The sequence below is a fragment of the Streptomyces tremellae genome (assembly GCF_039540215.1).
In the GTDB taxonomy this organism is placed as follows: domain Bacteria; phylum Actinomycetota; class Actinomycetes; order Streptomycetales; family Streptomycetaceae; genus Streptomyces; species Streptomyces tremellae.
This window is the reverse complement of the sequence record NZ_BAABEP010000016.1, coordinates 1-15,410: the sequence shown is the minus strand read 5'-3', so window position 1 is coordinate 15,410 and position 15,410 is coordinate 1. Positions and strand designations below refer to the sequence as shown.

Below are 15,410 nucleotides of genomic sequence, written 5' to 3'. Positions count from 1 at the left end.
CGGCCGGGAACCGCGCGCCCGCGCCCCGCTTCCACCGGGCCGTCACCCTGCTCGCGCTGCTCGCCGGGGTGTGCGCGGCGGCGGCTCTGGCCCTCCAGCTGTGGCCCGCGCACACCGGGTCACCCGGCCCGCTGCCGCCGCGGTCGAAGGCCGCACCGCACCCCGTGCCGGTCACCGACGCGGACAGCGCGCCCGTGCGGCTGCGCGTCCCCGCGCTCGGCCTGACCGCCGGCGTGCTTCCACTGGCGCTCGACGCCGCGGGCAGCCTCGACGTGCCGGGCTTCGCGGACGCGGCGAAGGCGGGCTGGTACGCGCTGGGCCCGCGGCCCGGCCGGCCGGGCCCCGCCGTCTTCGTCGGGCACAGGGACGCGCCGGGCAACACGTATCTGCACGGCAGGCGCGTCGGCCCCGCGCGGCTGCGCGACGGCGCCTTCGCCCGGATCGGCAGGCTGCACCCGGGCGACCGGGTCGACGTGGAGCGCGGCGACGGCTCCCGCGTGGCGTTCCGGGTGACGCGCGTCGACACGTACCCGACGCGCCGCTTCCCCACGGCGCGGGTGTACGGGCCGACACGGGACGCGGAACTGCGCCTGATCACCTGCGGCGGGGTGGTCGGGCCAGACGGCCACTGGGACGCCAACGTGGTGGTCAGCGCGGTGGCCGTCGCGGGGAGCGGAGGTCGCTGAGAGGCGGGGCCGCGGCGCGGCCGACCCGGCTCAGGCCGCGAGGTTCGTGTCGTCGGGCCGTGGGTCGCCCACGCCCAGCTCGCGGGTGTCGGCGTGATGCGGTCTCGCGCCCCCCTCGCCGTCCTCGCCGCCCTCGCCGGCGTCCGCCGGGTCCGCCGTCTCCAGTGGCCCGGCGCCGGCGCGACGCGACCTGACGAGGCGGCCGGCCCCGGACGCGGCGAGCGCCGAGACCAGCGGGGTCAGCAGCGCCATGGCGACCGGCGTGAGCAGCAGCGCGACTGCGGTGCCGAGGGCGAAGCCGCCGACGACGTCCGTGGGGTAGTGGACGCCGACGTAGACCTGGGTGAAGCCCTCCACTACGGCGAGCCCGATCGCGGCGAGCCCGTACTTGCGGTGCACGACGAAGAGACCGACACCGATCGCCATGGCCAGCGTCGCCTGGCCGCTGACGAACGCGAAGCCGTGGTGACCGGAGACCAGCACGTCGAGGTCCTTGTGGTCGACGGAAGGGCGTGGCCGCGCCACGAAGCGGCGCACCGGGATGTTGACGAGCAGCGCGGCGCCCGCGGCGAGCGGCGCCCAGATCAGCCCGGCGACCGCGCTCACGGAGTCGCGGACGGAGCCGCGGCGCCTGACCGCGAGCCAGCAGGCGAGCACGGTGACGACGAGGGCCAGCGTGATGCCGTACCGCCCGAGGAACTCCACCGCGCGGTCGAACCACGAGGGGGCGCTGTGCGCCAGCCCGTTGATGTCGTAGAGCAGGCTGACATCGGGGTTCGAACCGTCGAGTGCGAGTACAGCCATTGCCGCGGCCCCTTGCCTCTTGCCTGGCCCTTGCCTCTCGGCCGTGTGCCCTGTCGGACCCGCCGCACCGCGCGTGACATGTGACACATGGCAGGCGGTCGGCGACGGGCAGTCAGTCCAGGGAACGGCCTGCGCGCGGCCCGCGTTCCGCACTCCACCGAACGATCACCATGACGTTATCGAAGAGTGACCCATCGCCCCAGCTCAGGGCCTCGACTTGACGCAGAGTGAGCGTCTGTGGAAGGGCCCGCGCCTCTCGCGCCCCACCCGTCCCAACGGTGCCTCAGCAGGAGGCGCGGGCCCCCTCCCAGCGACACGGACCGCACCCGGCCCAGGCCGACGCGGGCGGACCCGGCCGACGCAGGCGCGGGGAGATCCCTCACGCGGACCCCGCTCACGCCGACGCCGGCAGGTCCTTCGGCAGCGACGCGGCGCCGGACGCGGTGACCCGGGTCGCGCCGAAGTAGTCCGGGCTGTCGATCTTGTCGAAGCGGATCTTCGCGCCGGTGTGCGGCGCGTCGATCATGTACCCGCCGCCCACATAGATGCCGACGTGGTGGATGGCCCGCGAGTTGGACAGGTCGTTGGAGAAGAACACCAGGTCGCCGGGGAGCAGCTCGCCCCGCGACGGGTGCGGGCCCGCGTTGTACTGGTCGTTCGCCACGCGCGGCAGCTCCACCCCCACGGCCCGGTACGCCGCCTGCGTCAGACCCGAGCAGTCGAACCTTCCGCCCTGCTCAGGCGTGCCGTTGCCGCCCCACAGGTACGGCGTGCCCAGCTTGCCCTGCGCGAAGTCGATCGCCCCCGCCGCCTGCTGCGTCGGCGGCACCCGCCCCACGGGCTTCGCGAAGCTCTTGGCGAGCGTGGTGATCCGCGCGACGTAGTCCTGCGTCTCCTTGTACGGCGGTACGCCGTTGTGCTGGATGACCGCGTACGTACCGGCGTTGTAGGCCGCGAGCATGTTGTCCGTCACGTCGCCCGGCACGTGCCGCACGTTCTTCGCCAGCTCGCAGTCGTACGCCGCGGCCGAGGCGATCGCGTCCGCCGGGTCGAATATGTCCCGGTCGCCGTCGCCGTCGCCGTCCACCGCGTGCGCGGCCCACGTCGACGGCAGGAACTGCGCCATGCCGAACGCGTTCGCCGGGCTCTTGGCCGTCGGATTCCAGCCACTCTCCTGGTAGATCTGCGCGGCCAGCAGCGGCTCGCTGATCGCCGAGCACGTGTTGCCGAAGCGCTCCACCAGCGACTGGTACGCCGCGGGCACCGCCCCCTTCGCAAGACCGACGACCGCACCACCCGCGCCGCCCGCGAGCCCTGAGGCGGCCACGAACGTCCCCACGACGAGCAGCCCCACGAACCCGGCCCCGCACCCGCCGACCGCGCCGCCGACCACCCACGTCTTGCGCACCGTCAGACACCCCTCTCCCGCGGCCCGGAGCCAGTGACCCGCACATTTTAGGCGGGAAACACCCCACTCAGACGGCCGCGCCCGAGGACGACCAGAAGTCGTCCCGCACGTTCGGCCACGGCACGGGGCCGCCCTGGTAGTCGGGACCGTTGGCGGGGGTACGGGGGCGTGGCACGCCGGAGTGGCGCACGCACGGGGTGGCGGCCTCCAGGAAGACCTGCCCCCTGCCGCCGACGGTCAGGCTGATGCCGAACCCGTCGGGCGATCTCGCGTAGACGGCGGGGAACTCGCGGCTGTTGCGCACCGAGCTGATCTCGTAACCGGCGCCCCGCCAGTAGCGCTCCACCACCCCGAGGAACGCCCCCCGGCGCTGCGGGGAGATCTCCGTCATCACCGCCCGGCGGCGCCAGACGTCACACGTGCCCGTGGTCGTCGGGCGGTGCGTCCAGCGCACCGGCGGCCGTACGGCGTCCAGCGTGCCGTCGAGCATCCGATCCGCCTGCTCCGCCGCTTCCTGCATGTTCATCGTTCGAGCCCCTCCTCGTCCGCCCGTCCCCTCCGCGACACCGCACCCGGCGAGCAGCAGACCCGTCAGAAGCAGGGCCGGGAGCCACCGGGTCACCGGCGCACCTGCTCCACCACGTCCTGTGGCCTGCCGCCCACGACCGCGCTGATGTTGTCGGCCGAGGCCAGGTCCTTCTCCGGCGAGAAGTAGCCCGAGTGGGCGGGCACAGCGCCGTCCGAGAACGGCAGCGGCCCGTCCGACACGACGAACCTGCGGGCCCCGAAAGCCTCGCTCGCCGGATCGCGCCCGAACCAGAGGTCGTCGTCGCCCCGGTCCGCGAGATCGCCCGCGATGCCGGCCGCCAGGGGCCCCATCGGCCCGCCGAGCAGCATTGCCGCACCACCCGCCGCCGCCTGGGCCCGCGACGGCACCTTCGTCACCAGGTCGTTCTCCGCCGCGCCCACGAACACGTGGTCCCTCCCGACTCCCAGGTCCTCCGCCCGGTCGACCCCCACGCCGGGGCTGCCGACCAGGACGATGTCGTCCGCGCCAGGGATTCCCCCGGGGAGCCGCGCGGCAGCGCCGACCGTACGAGAACCGTACGAATGGCCGATCGCCGTCAGGTGCGGGTCGTCATGCACGTTCGTCGCGACCAGACCGCGCATGAACCGGTCGTACGCGCTCCCGCCGGCCTCCGCGGCGCCGATGCCCGCCACCCCAGCGCTCTGTGGCGCGTCGTAGCCGAGCCATGCGATCGCGGCGACGGATTTCTCGAACTTCTCGACCCCGAGGACCGTGTCCCGCGCCCGCTTCAAGTCCCCGTCGGCGAAGTCCTCGTCCAGGCCGGTGCCGAGGCCCGGCACGTACGCGGCGACGTTCCGCGCGGTGTCCGGGTTGCCGAAGGCCACGATCGCCCTGCCGTTGCCCTCGTTCCCGATGCCCAGCAGGAACGGCCGCGGGTGCCCGCCCGCGGCCAGCTGCTCCCTGATCCGCCGCAGCCCCGCGAGACGCTCGCGCGAGGCGTCGTCGGGCCGGTGCGCGAGACGGTCGACCAGGGCGTCCAGGTTGGCGCGGTTGGCGCGGTCCCGTACGGCCGCCGGGATGCCGTCGAGGTTGCCGACAAGCTCGGGGCAGTCCTCCTCGTACGCCGCGCGCAGCTCGGGCGAGAGGCCGTCCCACCAGCCCTTGACCCCGGCGGGCCCGGCGCCCGCCGGGACGGCGCGGCGCAGGTCGCCCGCCACGTCCCGCCGCATCGCCGCGCTCACGGCGACGTCCGGTGCGCCGCCGGGCGCGTGCCCCGCCATCAGGGCGCGCAGCTCGGCCGTGTACCGCGCGTCGACCGCGCGGGCCAGGGCCACGGCGCGGCCGATCGCGTCGGCGACCTCGCGGGCCCGCGCGGCGCCGGGGTTCGGGGAGCGCAGGGGCTGCCCGGCCCCGGCCACCGGCAGCCGCGCGGCCGGGGCCGCGCGCCCCCCGGGGACCAGCCCGCCGCCCCCGGTCCCGGCCTCGCCGAACAGCGTCCCGCCGGACGACGGCGCGGCCGGATACCCGACCGAGCCGTCCGCGTGCACGGTGAACCGCAGCGACTCCGCCTCGTCCAACGCGTCCCGCAGCGCCCGCTGCGCACCCCGCAGCTCCTCGGCGAGCCTCTTCAACGCCGAGCCGACGAGCCCGCACTCGGCACTCGCGTACGCGAAGTCCCCGCTCAGCGCCCGCAGCCTGCCCACCGCGGCCCGCGCGGCGACGCCCTCCTGCGCGTGCGTGAGGCGTACGAGGACCTGCCGGTCGACCCGCTCCCGCGCATCGCCCGCCCGGTGCGCGGCCCGCTCCCACCCAGCCGCCGCGGCCTCCAACTCACCGCACCGCAGGTCTCGCAGGCCCGCCCAGCTCAGCCCGCTCCCGGGCGCCGCCGCGCCCCCGGCCACCACCGCGGTCACGCCGTACCGCCGTCCCTGCCGCCGCCAGGAACAGCCGCAGCCGCGACGGCGGAGGCGCCGGCGGCACCTGACGCAGCCGCGCCGGCGGGGTGGCCGGAAACACCCGACGCACCAGCAACAGCCGACGCCCCCGTACTCACCCCCGCCCCCGCGAACGACCCCCGCGTCACCGCCTCCCGCGCCCCCTGCGCCTCCGCCGCCTCGACCAGCGCACGCGCCACCTCCTCGCACTCCACGGCCGCCGCGCCGAACCGCCGCTCCCAGGAGCCGCGTACGTCCGCGAGCGCCCCCTCGGCGGCCAGCCCGCCGAGGCCGGCGGCCACCCCCTCGTGCGCACGGGCGAACTCCGCGCCGACCGGGGCGATCCTGCCGCCCGCCCCGCGCAGCGCGGCCGCCGCGGCCGTCCACGCCTCGTCGCTGTGGGCGAGCCGGCGCCCGCGCGCGCCCCGCCAGGCGTCCTGCGCCAGGACACCGCGCCCCACCGAGCCCGTCACGTCGAACAGCTGCTGCCAGGTGGCCACGCGCGTGGCCGTACGCTCCGTCATTCCCGCGCCCTCGAACGGCACCTCGCCGCCCATCGGCGAAGCAGGGGGCCCGCACTCTGTCAAAACCGGGCCCGCCACGCCCCGGGGAGCAAAGGGGGCGCAGGGGCGTACGCGCGCGCCGGTACCCTCGCCGACCATGCCGCCGCACCGTGCCCGCCGGGCCGCGGACCCGCCGCGACGCCCACGCCCCCGCCCGTTCCGCTTCACCCGGACGACGGACCCGGCGCGCTCCCGCACGCGCGCGCACGCCTCCTGACGGAGCGCCGGGCCGCCGCGCCCCCGCGGGCCCGCGCCCGCCGTGCGGCGGGCCGCCCGGTTCTGCGCCGAGGTGTATCAACGACAGTCATTGCCCGGAGTCACGCACCGTGATACACAGAGTAACCATCCGCATTCGCGCACGTGGTGCTCCGAGCCAGGTCAGGGCAACACTATCGGTCATATGTGCGGGGATCGGGTAAAGAGAGCCACCAACCGGCGTACGGGGCGGGTTCCATCAGCGATGATTGGACCTGACCCGTGCCATGGGGGCGCGGGCAGCGAAAGACCCAACAGGGGCGGTGAGTTACATGTACCTGGCGGCCGACAAGGGCAACATCGACACCATCATCGGTGGCATCGCCCCCAACTGGGGCCCGTTCTCCAGCCTGGGCAACGAGGCCAAGGTCATGGTCGAGGTGGTGATGGCGGTGGCCATCCTCCTCTGCCTCGGCATCGCGATCTGGGGCGCGGCCAAGCAGCGCATCGGCGCGACGGCGCTCCGGGACACGTTCAGCGCGGAGCAGGGCAAGGGCCTGATCGTCGCGGGACTGACCGGAGTCTTCATCATCGGTTCGCTCGGCACCCTGTTCACGATCGTGTACGGCATGGCGGTCTGACGGCCGGTCGGCCGGGGCGGGGTCACCACCCTCGCCCCGCCGCCGGCCACCACGCACCGGCCGGCTCGGACCCGTACGGTCCACCGCGCCGACCACCCGCACCCCGGCGGGGCCACGGCCCACCCACGGCACGCGGCCCCTCCCCGCACCCGACCGGCGCCACCCGCCGCCCGGCCGCCCAGGGCCCACGACGGCCACCCGCCCCCGACACAAGTCCCGATCCGAATACGCCCGTCGCGCCCACCGGCTGAGGATGCGCCCCTTCGATGTCCCGCCTGCTGATGCCTCCCCCGACCCCGGCCGCGCCTCCGCGCCCCGCGGCGCGAGCGACCCCGCGCACCGATGCGCAGCGGGCTTCGCGATCGCGGACGGTGTTAACGACTTCCCTGACGCCCGGTCACCGCGGGACCCCCGCGCGCGGCCCGGCGGGGCTACCGTCGTACATGGGCGTACGCGGCGGCGCGCACGGTGAAGGGGACAGGCGATGAGCTACGGCGACGAGCACGACTACCACGGCGATCCCGGCCAGACACGCACCCGCCTGCCCGAGGGCGACGAGGGCTACGGGCCCGCGAGGCGGCCCGTACGGGCCTCGCGCTCCCTCATCACGGTCGTCGGCGTCGTGGTCCTCCTCGTCGCCGCGATCGCCTTCGCGAACCGCGGTGGCGGAGGCCACGACTCCGCCTCCGGCGGGGGCCGCTCGGGCGCGGGTGGCGGAGCGGCGGCCGACCCCACGGCACCGAGCGGCGTCAAGCCGGTCAAGGGCACCGCGAACGCCGCGACGGGCATCCCCTCCGGCTTCGCCGACGACCAGCAGGGCGCCGCGAGCGCCGCCGCCAACTACGCGGTCGCCCTGGGCTCCGAGGGCATGTTCCACCCGGACACGCGCCACGCGATCCTCGACACCATCTACACACCCTCCGCGGCGGCCAAGCTCACCGGCAGCCTCGACGCCGCCTACTCCGCCGACTTCCTCGCCCAACTCGGCCTCGACGCCCACGGCGACGCCCCCCAGGGCTCCACCTTCGTCTCCCGCACCATCCCGGTCGGCACCAAGGTCGAGAGCTACAGCTCCGGCGCCGCCAAGGTCAGCGTCTGGTACACGGGCCTCATCGGCATGGCGGGCACGGACTCCAAGAACCCGGTCACCACGACCTGGAAGACGGGGACCTTCGACCTGCGCCGGACCGGCGGCGCGTGGAAGGCCACGGCCTACACGCAGAAGAACGGCCCGGCCCCCGTGCCCGGCGACGACGCCGCGTCCACAGCGGATCAGATCAGCAAGGCTGTCGAGCAGTTCGGAGGCTTCACATATGCAAGGTAGCCCGAGCCCCGCCCACAGCCCTGCGCACCCGCCCACGCCTGCCACCGATCACGGGGCGTCCCTCGGCCGACGCCGGGGCCCGGCCGGTGTCCGCGCGGCCAGGCAGCTCCTGCCGCGCCCTCGGTCCTTCCTGGCAGCCCTGGTGAGCGCCCAGACCGCCGTGTTCCTCCTCGCCGCCCGCGCGGCCGCGGCCCCCTCCCCCTCGCCGACGCCGAGCGACAAGTGCGCCGACTCGGTCCCCGGCCCCATCAGCGACCTCTGCGACAAGGGCAGCAGCAGTGGCGGCTCCTCCAGCCTCCTCCCCGGTACCGACGCCCTCGACCCCCTCTCCTCCCTCGGCCGGGGCTGCGCCGACGCCGCCGCCTGGACCGTGGGGAAGCTGTCCTCCGCGGTGCAGGAGACGGCCAACGTCGACTTCACCAACCCCTCGTTCCTGCGCCAGTACGCCGTCGTGTTCGCCGCCTCCACCATCCTCACGCTCGTCCTGTGGCTGCTCGCCGTCGCCAAGCGGGCCGTCCGGGGCGTGCCGCTGACCACCGCCATCTCCGAGGCGGTCGGCTTCCTCTGGCTGACCGTCCTCGCCTCCGCGTTCACCCCGCTCATCCTGTACACGGTCGTCTCCGCCGTGGACAGCGTCACCGACGTCATCTCCAAGAGCACCGGCGGCCAGAGCGACGTGTTCTTCGGCGGTTTCCAGGACGCCCTGAAGAAGGGCAGCGACATCGGCGGCGGCCCGATCATGCTGATCGTGGTCTCCCTCGTGTCGATCCTCGCGGCCGGCGTCCTCTGGCTCGAACTCGTCATCAGGGCCGCCCTGCTCTATGTCGGCGCCCTCCTCGGCACCGTCGTCTACGCGGGCCTCGTCGACAAGAACATGTGGGGCCACGTGCGCCGCTGGGCCGGCATCATGATCGCCGTGATCATGGTGAAACCCGTGATCGTCGTCGTCCTGAGCCTCGCCGGCGCCCTCTCGGGCGACAGCGGCCCCGACGCGTTCTCCGCCGTCGTCTCCGGCCTCGCCATCATCCTGCTCGCGATCTTCGCCTCCGCCATGATCTACCGCTTCGTGCCCGGCTTCGGCGACGAGATCGCCTCCTCGCGGGCGGGCCGCAAGCAGGCCACGGACGGCTCGCAGGCCGCCGCCGTCATCTCCTCCCCCGCCAACCTCGTCGCCCAGGGCATCAAGACCCACTCCAGCCGCGCCCCCCAGCGCAGCGGCGGCGGCGAGGGCGGCGGGGACGGCGGCGGCGCACGGCCCGCCAACCCGATGGGCGGCGGCGTCGCCGCGCACGGCTCCCGCCCGTCCGGGGGCGGGGCAGGCGGCGGACATGTTCCCTCCGCCGCACCCCCGCCCCGCAGCAGCAGCCCCACCAGCGGCACCCCGCACGGCTCGCGCTCCACGGGCGGCGGCGCCGGCGGCCCAGGCACCAACAGCAGGAGGTAGAGGGCGTTGACCACCCAGTCCCACCCGATCGCGCCCCGTCGCACGTATCTCATCGGCCGGGCGAGGCCGAACGCGATCGTCGGCAAGAACCGCGAGACCGGCGAGATCGCCCTGATCATCGCCGGCGCGTTCCTCGGCATGATGAGCGGCCTCATCGTGCCGGTTCTGTCCCTGCGGATCGTGTTCCTGATGGGCTTCCCGCTGCTGGCACTCGCCGCCGTGTACGTGCCGTACAAGCACCGCACGTTCTACAAGTGGTTCGAGATCAACCGCAGTTACAAGCGCATCCTGCGGCGCGGCACGACGTACAGGTCCTCCGCGATGGAGGCGGGCACGTCGTTCGACGGCCGCGAGATCGAGATCGGCCCGCCGCCCGGTATCGGCCATGTCAACTGGCTGGCCGCGCCGTTCGGCCCCGACGAGATCGCCGTACTGCTGCACGCCGACCGCCGCACGGTCACCGCGGCCATCGAGATCGAGGGGCCGGGCGTCGGCCTCCGCGACAGCGAGGACCAGGAGGCCCTCGTCGACCGGTTCGGCACGCTGCTCAAGCACGTCGCCAACGGCGACGGCTTCGTCACCCGGCTCCAGATGCTCGCCCGCACCCTGCCCGCCGACCCGGACGCGCACGCCAAGGACGTCGCCCAGCGCGGCGACCACGACGCCCCCGCCTGGCTGCGCGACTCCTACGACCAGCTCCAGTCGATGGTCTCCACCTCCAGCGAGCAGCACCGCGCCTACCTCGTCGCGTGCATGCACTTCAACCGCGAACTGGCCGCCGAGGCCCAGGCCATGGCGCGCGCCGCCCGCCAGGCGAGCGGCTCGGGCCGCCGCCTCGACCACGACGCGGGCCTCGCCATCGTCATGGCCCGCGAGCTGACCGACATCTGCGCCCGCCTCGCCGAGGCCGACATCCGGGTGCGCCAGCCGCTCGGCCAGGCCCGCCTCGCCTCCCTCATCCACTCGATGTACGACCCCGACCACCCCATCGACCACATCCAGGCGATGACGAAACGAAACGCCTGGCCTGCCGAGCTCGACGCGGTGGAACCGACGTATCTCAAGGCCAAGACCCGCGAGTCCGCGACCCGTGCGCCCTGGTGCCACTCCACCGCCTGGGTCAAGGAGTGGCCGATGACCCCGGTCGGCGTCAACTTCCTCGCCCCGCTCCTCGTCCACACCCCCGACGTGATCCGCACGGTCGCCGTCACCATGGACCTGGAGCCCACCGAGATCGCCATCGAGCGGATGCTCACCGAGAAGACCAACGACGAGGCCGAGGCGAGCCGCGCCGCCAAGATGAACCGCACGGTCGACCCGCGCGACATCGCCGCACACGGCCGGCTCGACCAGCGGGGTGAAGATCTGGCGAGCGGCGCCGCGGGCGTCAACCTCGTCGGGTACATCACGGTGTCGTCCCGTTCGCCCGAGGCCCTCGCCCGCGACAAGCGGACGATCAGGGCGTCCGCCGGCAAGTCGTACCTCAAGCTGGAGTGGTGCGACCGCGAGCACCACAGGGCGTTCGTGAACACCCTGCCGTTCGCCACCGGCATCCGCCGGTGACACCCACCGGCCCCGACCACCACCCCGGTGGCCGTCCCGACCACAGCGACAGCCACCACAGCGACAGCCACCACAACCGCCACACGAACGTCCGCCACCCGAACGACCGCCGAGCCGAAAGGGGTCCGCGATGAAAGATCCGCTGTCCGTCATCACGGACGCGTTCACCAGCTTCCTGTTCGGGGCTGTGGAGACCACCCGGCTGCCCGTACGCACCTCCACGGGCCAGGCCCAGGCCGTCTATCTGCCCACGGCCGCCCCGGGACTCGGCGACAGCGGCGTGATCATCGGCCGCGAGGTCTACAGCGGCAAGGGGTACATCTACGACCCCTTCCAGCTCTACGGACAGCAACTGCCCGCCCCGCACTGGCTCGTGCTCGGCGAGTCGGGCAACGGCAAGTCCGCGCTCGAGAAGACGTACGTCCTGCGGCAACTGCGCTTCCGCGACCGGCAGGTCGTCGTCCTCGACGCCCAGGGCGAGGACGGCGCGGGCGAGTGGAACCTCATCGCGCAGGAGCTGGGGATAACGCCCATCAGGCTCGACGCGATGGCGGCACTCGACGACGGCATCCGCCTCAACCCGCTGGACCCCGCCATCACCACCACGGGCCAGCTGGCGCTGCTGCGCACCATCATCGAGGTCGCCATGGGCCACGGCCTCGACGAGCGCTCCGGCTTCGCCCTCAAGGTCGCCCACGCCTACGTCAACGAGACCATCACCGAGCGCCAGCCCGTGCTGATGGACATCGTCGAGCAACTCCGCCACCCCAAGCCCGAGTCGGCGGAGGCGATGAACGTCGACCTGGACGATGTACGGGCCTGGGGCCTCGACGTCGCCCTCGTGCTCGACCGCCTGGTCGACGGCGACCTGCGCGGCATGTTCGACGGCCCGACCACCATCGGCATCGACCTCGACGCGCCCCTGATCGTCTTCGACCTCTCCCACATCGACCGCAACTCGATCGCCATGCCGATCCTGATGGCCATCGTCGGCGTCTGGCTCGAACACACCTGGATCCGCCCCGACAGGAAGAAGCGCATCTTCCTGGTCGAGGAGGCATGGCACATCATCAACAGCCCGTTCGTGGCGCAGCTGTTCCAGCGGCTGCTGAAGTTCGGCCGGCGTCTCGGCCTGTCCTTCGTCGCCGTCGTGCACCACCTCTCCGACGTGGTCGACGGCGCCGCAGCGAAGGAGGCCGCGGCCATCCTCAAGATGGCGTCGACCAGGACGATCTACGCCCAGAAGGCCGACGAGGCACGCGCCACCGGCCGGGTGCTCGGCCTGCCCCGCTGGGCCGTCGAGATCATCCCGACCCTCACCCCCGGCATCGCCGTGTGGGACGTCAACGGCAACGTGCAGGTCGTCAAGCACCTCGTCACCGAGGCGGAGCGCCCGCTCGTCTTCACCGACCGCGCCATGACGGAGGACTCCGCCGCCCCCGGACCGCAGGGCGGCGACGCGGACCCCGTGCCGTACGAGTCGCTGCCCGACGACCTCAGGGCCGCCGAGTGGGAGACCGAACAGCGCGCCGCCCGCCTCGAACACCAGCGGCGCCTCAACGAGTCGTCAGAGTCGACGGTGGCGTGAGCCCATGGCACGTGACGACGCGTACCCGGAGCCCCGCCCGCCGCACGGCCCGCGCGGCGGGCGGTCGCGTGGCCGCCAGGGCGGCATCCCCGACGGCGTCCTGATCGGCCTGATCGCCTTCGTCCTCGGCCTGACGGTCCTCGTGTGGACCGCGACAGGGCTCGGCGGTCTGTTCACCCACGGCGCCTGGCCCCCGGGGGTGGCCTTCACCCGCACCCCCGGCGCGATGCGCTCCCTGGTCACCCACCCGCACGACCTGGCCGCCGCGTGGCCCGCCACTCCGAAGGACCGGCTCTGCGGCTACGGCCTGTTCTGGGGCCTGCTCATCAGCCAGCTGATGGTGCTGACCGTCCTCACCGTGTTCGTCCTCGGCACCCTGGCCCGCTGGCGCGCCGTACGGGCCGCCCACCGCACCCGCCGCCCGACCCCCGAGGCCCCGTCCCCGTACGCGGGCCCGCCGGACGCGCACCGTCCGTACGCGGAACGCCCGGACGCGGAACGCCCGTACGCGCAGGAACCGTACGGCTACCCCCCGCACGCCCGGCACCCCGAGCCCTCACGCCCCGAGCCCCCGCGCCCGGCGCACGAAGTCCCCACCGAACACCTCCCCCCGGCCGCCGCCCCTCTCACGGCACAGCCCGCCCGTCCACCGGCACCCGTCCCGCCCGCGGTTCCCACCCCGGAGGACCCGGTCGCCGCGACGTCCCCCGCGCCTGCCGGGGTCACGCCAGGCACACCCCGGGAGACGGCCCCCCACACCCCCGCCGCACCGGCCACCCCCCTGCCCGGCCAACGCGCCCCGCAGCAGGTCCACTACGGCGACGCCGCCACCCGCAGGCCCACCGCGGTCGCCGCGATCAGGGACGCGGAGGGCCCCGCCCTCGTCGTCACCTCCAATCCCGCCGTGTGGGACGAGACCAAGGACGCGCGGGCCAAGCTCGGACCCGTCCTCGTCTTCGACCCCGGCCACCTCTGCGACACCCCAGCCAGGCTGCGCTGGTCGCCCACCACCGGCTGCGAGGACCCCTCGACCGCCACCGACCGCGCCATCGCCCTGCTGGCCCCCGTACGACCGCACGCGGCGCTCGACGCGGCCATGGCCGACACCGCGGAGACCCTGCTGCGCTGCTGGCTGCACGCCGCCGCCGTGGAGGGCCGCCCCTTCCGCCAGGTGCACCGGTGGGCCCAGGGCACCGGCACCCAGGAGGCCGTGCGCGTCCTGCGGACCCACCCGAGGGCCGCCGCCGGCTACGCGGGCCTTCTGGAGAGCGCCCTCACCGCTCACCGCGAACGCCGCGAGATCGCCCAGCAGTTGGCCGCCCGCACGGTGGAGGCGCTCTCCTCCGTACACATCCGGGACGCCGTCACCTTCAACCGAAATGACGCCGCCTCACTGGAGTCTTTCGCGGCGGAAGGGGGGACACTGTACGTGGTGGGTGAACCCCTTGAGGACCCCCGCTCACGCCCCGGCGCGATGCCGCTGCTGACGGCTCTCGCCTCGCACGTGGTCGAGCACGGCCGCCGCATGGCCGCCAGGTCACCTGACGGCCGGCTCGACCCACCAATGTCCCTCGTCCTCGACGACGTCGCCGCGGTCGCCCCGCTGCCGATGCTCCCGGACCTGCTGGCCACGGGCCGAGCACAGGGCCTCCCCCCGCTCGCCCTGATGCGCTCCCGCGAACAGGGCCGCACCCGCTGGCCCCGCCACACCCTCAGCGACGCCCCCTGAGCGGACGGACATCCGGAAGACAGCCGGCGCCGCGCCCGCCGGCGTCCACCGGCACGTCTCCCCCACTCACCCGCCTGCCCTTCGACGAGTCCGACGAGGAGGCCGACCGGCGCGCCACCGGAATCCCCTTGGCGCGGCCTGCGCACGGAGTACGAGGCCCAGCGCCCGCAGCGCCGGACTCCTCGCCGCGGCCACTCCCGACGGCGCGAAGGGCCACTACTCAGCCCACCCTGGCAGCGCCACCGCCGCCCCCGCCAACCGGCCGGGCCGGTCCCTAGCGGCGCGGGCGCTCCAGCGCCATCTCCAGCTCCTGCGCGCTCGGATCGGGCGCGAACGGGATCTCAAGACCGGTCGGTACGAATCCCATCCTCGCGTACGCCGCGCGGGCGCGGGTGTTCTCCTCGTGGACGTAGAGCCGCACCAGCTCCAGCGGGGGATCGTCCCACGACCAGGCCCACGCGAGCCCCGCGTCCACCAACGCCCCGATGAGCCCCGTGCCACGCTGCTCCGGCCGTACGAAGACGCTGACCACATGGCCCTGCCGCTGCTTGATCACGGTGTTCAGGAAGTCCAGGCTGCCCGCCTCCTCCACGAGCACGGTCAGCGCCCCCCACCAGGTCCCGTCCGGCGCCTCCGCGATGAACTGGCACGCCCGCCCGCCCCGGCCGGCCACGCGCTCCCTACCAGAAGGAGTCCGGCCGCGCGAGCGACTGCTCGTACGTCTCCAGGAAGGCGATGGGGGCGGCAGGGTCCTGGAGGCCGAGCAGCCGCAGCTCCCTGGCCTTCTCCCACTCCTCGGGCCGTACGGCCCGAATCTCATGGTTCATGGAGCCGATGATCCTCGGCTCCCCGCAACGCCGCAACGAAAAGCCCCCACCCCCGACTGCCCCACAAACGCAGAAAGGGCCCGCACCACCCAGGTGCAGGCCCTCCCCACATTCATCATCTTCAAAAACTGTTCGGCGGCGACCTACTCTCCCACAAGGTCCCCCTTGCAGTACC

Annotated in this window: 11 protein-coding genes and 2 pseudogenes; 7 read left to right on the top strand and 6 right to left on the bottom strand. The window is 74.0% G+C overall.

Annotated elements, in window-relative coordinates:
• The first annotated feature begins 164 nt into the window (after positions 1 to 164).
• Positions 165 to 686 carry a sortase domain-containing protein gene (locus ABEA77_RS13995; RefSeq protein WP_345646176.1) on the top strand — a complete coding sequence of 174 codons (522 nt, stop codon included), beginning with the start codon at positions 165 to 167 and terminating at the stop codon, positions 684 to 686.
• 30 nt (positions 687 to 716) lie between these two features.
• On the opposite strand, the gene ABEA77_RS13990 is transcribed toward ABEA77_RS13995, so the two are convergent.
• The 5 genes from ABEA77_RS13990 to ABEA77_RS13970 all read right to left on the bottom strand — a co-directional run bounded on the left by ABEA77_RS13990 (position 717) and on the right by ABEA77_RS13970 (position 5,885).
• Positions 717 to 1,490, bottom strand: a complete 774-nt coding sequence (locus ABEA77_RS13990) for a phosphatase PAP2 family protein (RefSeq protein WP_345646173.1) — start codon at positions 1,488 to 1,490, stop codon at positions 717 to 719.
• A gap of 394 nt (positions 1,491 to 1,884) precedes the next feature.
• Positions 1,885 to 2,898, bottom strand: coding sequence for an NlpC/P60 family protein (locus ABEA77_RS13985; protein ID WP_345646170.1), 1,014 nt, complete (start codon positions 2,896 to 2,898; stop codon positions 1,885 to 1,887).
• A 67-nt stretch (positions 2,899 to 2,965) separates the two neighbouring features.
• Positions 2,966 to 3,424, bottom strand: a complete 459-nt coding sequence (locus ABEA77_RS13980; RefSeq protein WP_345646167.1) for a hypothetical protein — start codon at positions 3,422 to 3,424, stop codon at positions 2,966 to 2,968.
• A gap of 92 nt (positions 3,425 to 3,516) precedes the next feature.
• A complete protein-coding gene (locus ABEA77_RS13975) occupies positions 3,517 to 5,340 on the bottom strand; it encodes an alpha/beta hydrolase (protein WP_345646164.1) in 1,824 nt (607 codons plus the stop codon).
• Complete coding sequence (locus tag ABEA77_RS13970) at positions 5,337 to 5,885, bottom strand: hypothetical protein (RefSeq protein WP_345646161.1); 549 nt, start codon at positions 5,883 to 5,885, stop codon at positions 5,337 to 5,339. Before ABEA77_RS13970 ends, ABEA77_RS13975 begins: the two co-directional genes overlap by 4 nt.
• Positions 5,886 to 6,451: 566 nt before the next feature.
• On the opposite strand from ABEA77_RS13970, the gene ABEA77_RS13965 reads away from it, so the two are divergent.
• From ABEA77_RS13965 to ABEA77_RS13940, 6 genes and pseudogenes are all read left to right on the top strand, one after another.
• Positions 6,452 to 6,760: a hypothetical protein gene (locus ABEA77_RS13965; RefSeq protein ID WP_345646425.1), complete on the top strand. Its 309-nt coding sequence runs from the start codon at positions 6,452 to 6,454 to the stop codon at positions 6,758 to 6,760.
• A 484-nt stretch (positions 6,761 to 7,244) separates the two neighbouring features.
• Entirely contained in the window at positions 7,245 to 8,084 is an 840-nt protein-coding gene (locus tag ABEA77_RS13960) for a hypothetical protein (protein ID WP_345646158.1), read from the top strand.
• Positions 8,074 to 9,538, top strand: a pseudogene (locus ABEA77_RS13955) (hypothetical protein). The gene ABEA77_RS13960 and the pseudogene ABEA77_RS13955 overlap by 11 nt, the downstream one beginning before the upstream one ends.
• The gene (locus ABEA77_RS13950; protein ID WP_345646155.1) at positions 9,535 to 11,091 is read left to right on the top strand and encodes an SCO6880 family protein; all 1,557 of its coding nucleotides are present in this window, start codon (positions 9,535 to 9,537) and stop codon (positions 11,089 to 11,091) included. The pseudogene ABEA77_RS13955 and the gene ABEA77_RS13950 overlap by 4 nt, the downstream one beginning before the upstream one ends.
• 130 nt (positions 11,092 to 11,221) lie before the next feature.
• Positions 11,222 to 12,679, top strand: coding sequence for an ATP-binding protein (locus ABEA77_RS13945; RefSeq protein ID WP_345646153.1), 1,458 nt, complete (start codon positions 11,222 to 11,224; stop codon positions 12,677 to 12,679).
• Between the two features lie 4 nt (positions 12,680 to 12,683).
• Positions 12,684 to 14,408, top strand: a complete 1,725-nt coding sequence (locus ABEA77_RS13940) for a type IV secretory system conjugative DNA transfer family protein (RefSeq protein WP_345646150.1) — start codon at positions 12,684 to 12,686, stop codon at positions 14,406 to 14,408.
• Positions 14,409 to 14,682: 274 nt separating this feature from the next.
• Here ABEA77_RS13940 and ABEA77_RS13935 read toward each other — a convergent pair.
• A pseudogene (locus tag ABEA77_RS13935) lies at positions 14,683 to 15,235 on the bottom strand (GNAT family N-acetyltransferase).
• Positions 15,236 to 15,410: the final 175 nt, after the last annotated feature.

Coding starts and splice junctions, on each gene's coding strand:
- ABEA77_RS13990 (WP_345646173.1), bottom strand. CDS start 1,490: ATGGCTGTACTCGCACTCGACGGTTCGAACCCCGATGTCAGCCTGCTC.
- ABEA77_RS13980 (WP_345646167.1), bottom strand. CDS start 3,424: ATGAACATGCAGGAAGCGGCGGAGCAGGCGGATCGGATGCTCGACGGC.
- ABEA77_RS13970 (WP_345646161.1), bottom strand. CDS start 5,885: ATGACGGAGCGTACGGCCACGCGCGTGGCCACCTGGCAGCAGCTGTTC.
- ABEA77_RS13965 (WP_345646425.1), top strand. CDS start 6,452: ATGTACCTGGCGGCCGACAAGGGCAACATCGACACCATCATCGGTGGC.
- ABEA77_RS13960 (WP_345646158.1), top strand. CDS start 7,245: ATGAGCTACGGCGACGAGCACGACTACCACGGCGATCCCGGCCAGACA.
- ABEA77_RS13945 (WP_345646153.1), top strand. CDS start 11,222: ATGAAAGATCCGCTGTCCGTCATCACGGACGCGTTCACCAGCTTCCTG.
- ABEA77_RS13940 (WP_345646150.1), top strand. CDS start 12,684: ATGGCACGTGACGACGCGTACCCGGAGCCCCGCCCGCCGCACGGCCCG.